Genomic DNA, 1,006 nt, shown 5'->3' on the forward strand with positions numbered 1-1,006 from the left:
CCCGTCATGGCCGCTTTTGCTGCGAATGCCACGCCATCACCCAACATGCGACCAAATGGACCAATGATCGAGTGCGCTAAAATCACCGAGGCAATGAGAGAAACAAACGGCACGACCACAAGGTATAGATAAGATGGGATGATGCGTTTTAAGTGCGTTTCGATAAACGCCAGTGCCATACCCGCTAACATCGCTGGAATCACCTGCGCCTGATAGCCCACTTTCTCAATCACAAACAATCCGAAATCCCAGACTTCTGGTGCTTGTTTACCGATCAAGTACGCGTTCATTAACTGCGGCGAAACCAACGTCACACCGAGCGTGATGCCTAGAATCGGTGTACCACCGAGCTTTTTCACGGTCGACCAACACACACCAACGGGTAGGAAGAAGAAAATCGCTTCACCAATTAGCCATAGGAAAGAGTGTAGATCTCGGTGGTCGCCGTATCATTAAAAAACCAAATCATGCTCTCTTCGGTGACCAGTTCGAATCCATCCACCACTTGACCAAGCGGAACGCTGTTAAAGCCAAGTAGAGAGCGCACAGGTAGCGTTTCTAGTGACGCCATGTTTTGCGATGTGCCACGTAACTGAATTGGAATCAACTCATCATTCAGGTTCATTTGTCCGAGCGGCATGCCGTCTGATGCGCGTTTTAGCGCGAAAGCGACATCGGCGCGGTTAATGCCTGCTTGACGCATTTTGTCTTGGTTTAGAATCGGCTTGAGCACTTTGCTTTCTTGGCGCCAATCATCGCGAATGTATTTTGCATCAGGGTTTGAAGCAAAAATCGTTTTCGCTTCCGCCGCTAGTTGATGTAATACGGTTTCATCCGGACCAGAAAAACGCACCTCAACCGCGAACTTATCTTTGGTTGCCAGCTTCAGCGCTCGGAAGCGAGGTTCGGCATCTGGAAACGCCTTTTTCAGCCAATCATCACCACGCGTCACCAAGTGGCTGATGCTCTCGTAGTCTTTGGTGTTGATCAGAATCTGGCCGTAGGC

General features: G+C 49.8%; 2 pseudogenes. Both read right to left on the reverse strand.

What is annotated here, in order from left to right:
* Positions 1–431 (reverse strand): annotated as a pseudogene (locus R7Z78_RS24955) (PTS transporter subunit EIIC); the annotation flags it as partial.
* Between the two features lie 29 nt (positions 432–460).
* A pseudogene (locus R7Z78_RS24960) lies at positions 461–1,006 on the reverse strand (efflux RND transporter permease subunit); the annotation flags it as partial.

Origin of the sequence: Vibrio sp. 1167 (genome assembly GCF_033340375.1) — a bacterium.
Classification (GTDB): Bacteria; Pseudomonadota; Gammaproteobacteria; order Enterobacterales; family Vibrionaceae; genus Vibrio; species Vibrio alginolyticus.